5 protein-coding genes are annotated in these 4,730 nt (G+C 71.8%); all 5 read left to right on the plus strand.

The window, feature by feature from the left end:
* On the plus strand, positions 1–1,058 hold a 1,058-nt coding region (locus tag D7V93_RS38245), incomplete at its 5' end, for a cyclic nucleotide-binding domain-containing protein (RefSeq protein WP_147451559.1).
* 116 nt (positions 1,059–1,174) lie between these two features.
* Positions 1,175–2,080 carry a hypothetical protein gene (locus tag D7V93_RS38250; protein ID WP_120648015.1) on the plus strand — a complete coding sequence of 302 codons (906 nt, stop codon included), beginning with the start codon at positions 1,175–1,177 and terminating at the stop codon, positions 2,078–2,080.
* A gap of 8 nt (positions 2,081–2,088) precedes the next feature.
* Complete coding sequence (locus D7V93_RS38255; RefSeq protein WP_120648016.1) at positions 2,089–3,807, plus strand: acyl-CoA synthetase family protein; 1,719 nt, start codon at positions 2,089–2,091, stop codon at positions 3,805–3,807.
* Between the two features lie 17 nt (positions 3,808–3,824).
* Positions 3,825–4,211, plus strand: a complete 387-nt coding sequence (locus tag D7V93_RS38260) for a DUF4280 domain-containing protein (protein ID WP_120615817.1) — start codon at positions 3,825–3,827, stop codon at positions 4,209–4,211.
* A partial coding sequence (locus tag D7V93_RS38265; protein ID WP_279636983.1) for a type VI secretion system protein IglI family protein occupies positions 4,204–4,730 on the plus strand: 527 nt, incomplete at its 3' end. The genes D7V93_RS38260 and D7V93_RS38265, both read left to right, overlap by 8 nt.

A 4,730-nucleotide genomic window follows, 5' to 3' on the forward strand; every position in this document is an offset into this window, starting at 1 on the left:
CCTCGGTCGTCCCCACCACCGCCGGTTCCCCGGAGCCCTGGCGCGCGTCCCTGAGCGTCTCCAGCTTCACGGAGCTGGAGATTGAAGCGGACTCGCTGCTGCACGCGGTGGAGCTCGCGGCCCAGCGCGGCCTCGAGGATGGATCGGCGGAAGAGGAACCCATCTACGAGCTGACCGAGGAAGCGGAGGCCGCCACCGGCACCTGGGACGCGCTGCCGTCCATCCCGCTCTTCTCCGACCTGCCGCGCGACGCGTTCATCCAGCTCTTCGAGCGCTGCCCGCTGCGCCGCTTCGGACCCGGCGAGCGCATCCTGTCGCAGGGCAGCCACGGCGAGGCCTTCTACGTCATCTGCGAAGGCAGCGTGCGCGTCTACCGCGAGGACAACGGCCACCGTCAGGACCTGGCCACGCTGGAGGGTGGGGCGTTCTTCGGGGAGATGGCGCTCTTGTCCGGAGCCCCGCGCGCCGCGTCCGTGGAGTCCGCGTCCGACGACACGCAGGTGCTGGAGATCTCCGCGTCGGTGCTGGCCGCGCTGTCGCACAGCCACCCGCCCGTGGCCCAGGCCCTCAAGAAGTTCTGCCGCGAGCGCCTGCTCACCAACGTGATGAACGGCTCCGCGCTGTTCCGCCCCTTCAACCGCAAGGACCGGCGCGGACTGGTGGAGCGCTTCCGCGCGCGCGACGTGGAGCGCGGTGACGTCATCATCCGCGACGGCGACCCCACCGACGGCCTCTACGTCGTCCTCTCCGGCGAGGTGGAGGTGCACAAGAACGGGCACGTGCTGTCGCGCCTGAAGGAAGGGGAGCTCTTCGGAGAGATCTCCCTGCTCCAGAAGACGCCGGCCACGGCCACGGTGGAGGCGTCGCGTCACACCACGCTGCTGCGCCTGCCGCGCGAGGACTTCGACTCGCTCATCTCCAGCCACCCGCAGGTCCTGATGCTCATGTCGGACCTGAGCGACGAACGCCTGCGCCGCACCGAGCGCGTCCTGGGCACCCCCGAGGACGCGTCCGACCTCGCCCTGGCGGACGACGACGACGACCTCATCCTCGTCTGAGGTCGGCAGGCACGCGGCCCACCCGTGACGTCACCGGGTTGTGGCCTCCAGGGGTGCCCGCTATCCTCACGGACATGGCTGGAGGCCAGGGCGGGGCGCCGCACGCGATAGCGGGATTGGGGCCCGACGACATCGCCGAGCTGGAAGCCCTCGGCTCGCAGCCCGGCTATGACGTGTTCCTCGCTCCGGCCCGCGCGCTCGAAGGCGCCGTGGAGGAGTGCCGCTCCAACATCGCGCTCGCCTTCCACAACACGAAGCGCGGCGTCGACAGCGTGCTGACCCGCGACGCGGAGCTGGCCACGCTGCCGGGCGTGAACGTGGAGGAGCTGCGCGGCCTGCCGCTGCTCGCGCAGGGGCTCGCCTTCGCCGCGCTCCAGGTGCAGCGCGACATGCGGGCCAGCGCCTTCGGTGGCCTCTTCGAGCGCGCCCAGCACCTGCGCCGCAAGCTGCTCAAGACGGCGGAGGCGCTCGCGGAGGCCGCCTTCCTCGACGCCTCCGAGGTGGAGGCCAGCCGCAGCGACGGCCACCGCGACGTCGTGGGTGACTGCCTGGGGCTCGTCGCGCTGTTCCGGCGCCACGAGGCGAAGCTCACCGGCCGCTCGCCCGTGACGCCCGAGGACGTGAACGAGGTGGAGCGCGTCGCGGAGCAGCTGCGCGCCCTGCTCGCGGCCCCCGGTGACGCGCGCGGGCACGAAGCCTCGCCGCTGCTCTTCGAGGCCACGGAGACACGCGACCGCTTCTGGACGCTGCTCACCCGGCGCCATGACGTCCTCTGGCGCTGCGGCGCGTGGCTCTTCGGCCGCGACGTGGACATGCACGTGCCCCCGCTGCAGGCCCGCCACCCGCTGGTGCGCGCCGTCGTCCCCACCGCCATCGAGCGCGCGTCCCAGCAGCCGCTCCGGCGCGGGGAGTCGCGGCCCCAGGGCTCGTCCGGCACCAGTGGCCACGCCCCGGAGGGCGGCGCCATGCGCTCCAAGGTCCGCTTCATGGTGAAGGTCGGCTTCGACTTTCCCTCGCGCTAGAACCCCCCATGCCTTTCGACGTGAAGGACATCCTCCGGCAGCTGGACGCGGGCTTCGCGTCGGACACGGGCGCGCCGCAGTGGTGGCAGGAGAGCTGGGAGGATCCGGAAGGGTTCGCCGCCGCGCTCGCGGAGGCCCACGCGGGCAAGGGCGTGCCGCCCCCCAAGAGCCGCCCGGGCCAGCAGTACGACTTCTTCCACGACCTGGTGGTGCGCCACGTCGGCCTGGAGCGCCCCGCGTTCCGCTCCTACGCGCGCCTCCAGGGCTGGCAGACGGTGGGCTACCGCGCGCTGCACGACCTGGCCGCGCGCCGCGCCAGCGAATGGGCGGAGCAGGGCGTCGTCCCGGGCGCGAAGGTGTGCCTCGTCCACGGCGTGGGGCAGGAGCTGCTGGTGTCGCTGCTCGCCACGCTGCGGCTGGGCGGCTGCTTCACGCTCCTGCCGCCCCTGGGCCCGCGTGCCATGGCCACGCGGCTGGAGGCCCTGACGCCGGACTTCATCGCCGCGGAGCCGCACCAGCTCCCGCTCCTGAAGGGCCACGAGAAGCTCCTGCTCAAGAGCAGGGGAGGGGGAGCGCCCGGCTTCACGTCGCACACGTACAAGCCCGCGGACGTGGTGGGGCTGCTGTTCTCGCCGCTGGTGGATCCGCCGCACTCGCTCGTGCCCCTCACCGCGGAGAACGCGTGGAAGGGCGCGCTGGGGGACGGGATGCTCACCTTCGGCCTCGCGCCGGGGGACCTCCTCGCGGCGCCGGACTTCCCGGTGCTCCAGCACCAGCCGGCGCTCCTCTTCACCACGCTGCTGCGGGGCGCCACCTACCTGCACCTGGAGCTGGCGGACCTGGAGCACAACCCGGCGCCCCTCCTGGAGCACCCGCTGCGCGCCCTGGGCGTGACGCCCCGGCTGCGCGACCTGCTGATTCGCCACCGCACCGGCGCGATGCGCAACGTGCTGCACTGGTTCCGCAACCCCGAGGAGCCCTACGACGCCCAGGCGTGGCGCGCTTGGGTGAAGCAGTGCGGCCTCCAGGCCGTGCCCTCGTCCAACGTCCTCATCGACGCGGCGGCCGGCGGCGCGGTGCTCGTGTCGTCGCGCGGGGTGAATGATCCGCACGCGGACGTGCACACGGACGTCTTCCCCGTGCCGGGCCGCCGGTGGACCCTGAAGGATCCGAACACGAGCGGGCAGGGCGCCCCGACGGACGTGGGCATCTTCACGCTGCTGCCGGACAAGGGCCGCCCTCCGGGCCACGTCCTGCTCGCGCGGATCCGCTCGCGCTACCACTACGGCGGCACGATGGGCTTCCGGCATGACGGCCGGCCCTACCCGTCGAAGGAGGTCACCGACGTGCTGGAGGGCCTGCCCTTCCTCGTCGGGACCAGCGTGGTGCCGGTGTCCACCGGGGGGCTCGCCAGCCACTCGCGCTTCATCCTCCTGGCCTTCACCGGCAGCGAGCCCGCCCCCCCGTCGAGCGAGCAGGAGATCGAGCGGCGCATCGAAATGATGCTCGGTGGGGACTTCCTCCCCGACCGGATCGAGTTCTTCCCGCTCTTTCCGCACCGGAAGAAGGGCGCGGTGGATGACGCATGGTGCGCCTCGCAGTTCTTCACCGGCGCGCTGCACCGCAAGGCGACGGACCCGCTGTTCCAGGCCCTCACCGCCCTTCGGGGTCGTCTGCTGGAAAGAACAGGCCCTTCGGGCGAAGATGGCCCGCCGGGAACACGCTGAGCCGAAAGGGGCAGGACATGGGTGTCCAGGTCGTGATGGGAGCGATGCTGCAATGCAGCTTCGGGGTCGCCCCCTCGTCGCTGATGGTGCTGCCGGCGAACAAGGTGCTCGCGACGACGCCCGCGGCGAACATCATGGACAACAAGCCGTTCATGAACGTGCTGCCTTTCGGCGTGTGCTCGTCCATGGCGAACCCCATGGTGGCGGCGGCGACCGCGGCGGCCCTGGGCGTCCTCACCCCCATGCCCTGCATCCCCGCCACCGCGGCGCCCTGGGCGCCCGGCTGCCCCAAGGTCCTCATCGGCAACATGCCGGCGCTGGAGAGCAACTCCAAGCTGATGTGCAGCTACGGCGGCGTCATCCAGGTCGTCTCCCCCGGGCAGGTGGTGGCCATCGATGGGTGACGCGGCGCTGGCACTCGAAGCCGTCGACTTCTCGCTGCTCGACGCCCCCTTCACCGGCACGCCCGTGCCCATCGACGAGACGGAGGGGCCGGATCAGCGCCTGGAGGCCATCACCGCCCTCGTCGCCAAGGGCGCCTACCAGGACGCGGCCCGCGCCGCTGAAGCGCTCCTGCGCCAGGGCGTGCGCGACGTGCGCCTGCTGGGGCCCTACCTCTTCGGTCACTTCGTGACGGACGGGATGAAGGCGCTGCCCGTCCTCTTTCGCTCCCTGTCGCGCAGCCTCACGGAGAACTGGGACTTCTTCGGCCCCCCCGGCCCCAAGAAGCCCATCTTCGTGGACACCGGCCTGCGCTGGTTGCTCAAGATGATGAGCAAGAACCTGGAGCACCACACGCGCCTCAAGGACGCGCAATGGCAGTCGTGGTGCGCCCCCGGCAACCGCGAGCCCATCGAAGAGGCCCTGCGGATGGGCGACCCCATCATCGCCGCCTTCTCCGCGCTCCCGAAGAACGCCTGCGC

Origin of the sequence: Corallococcus llansteffanensis (genome assembly GCF_003612055.1) — a bacterium.
Lineage (GTDB): Bacteria > Myxococcota > Myxococcia > Myxococcales > Myxococcaceae > Corallococcus > Corallococcus llansteffanensis.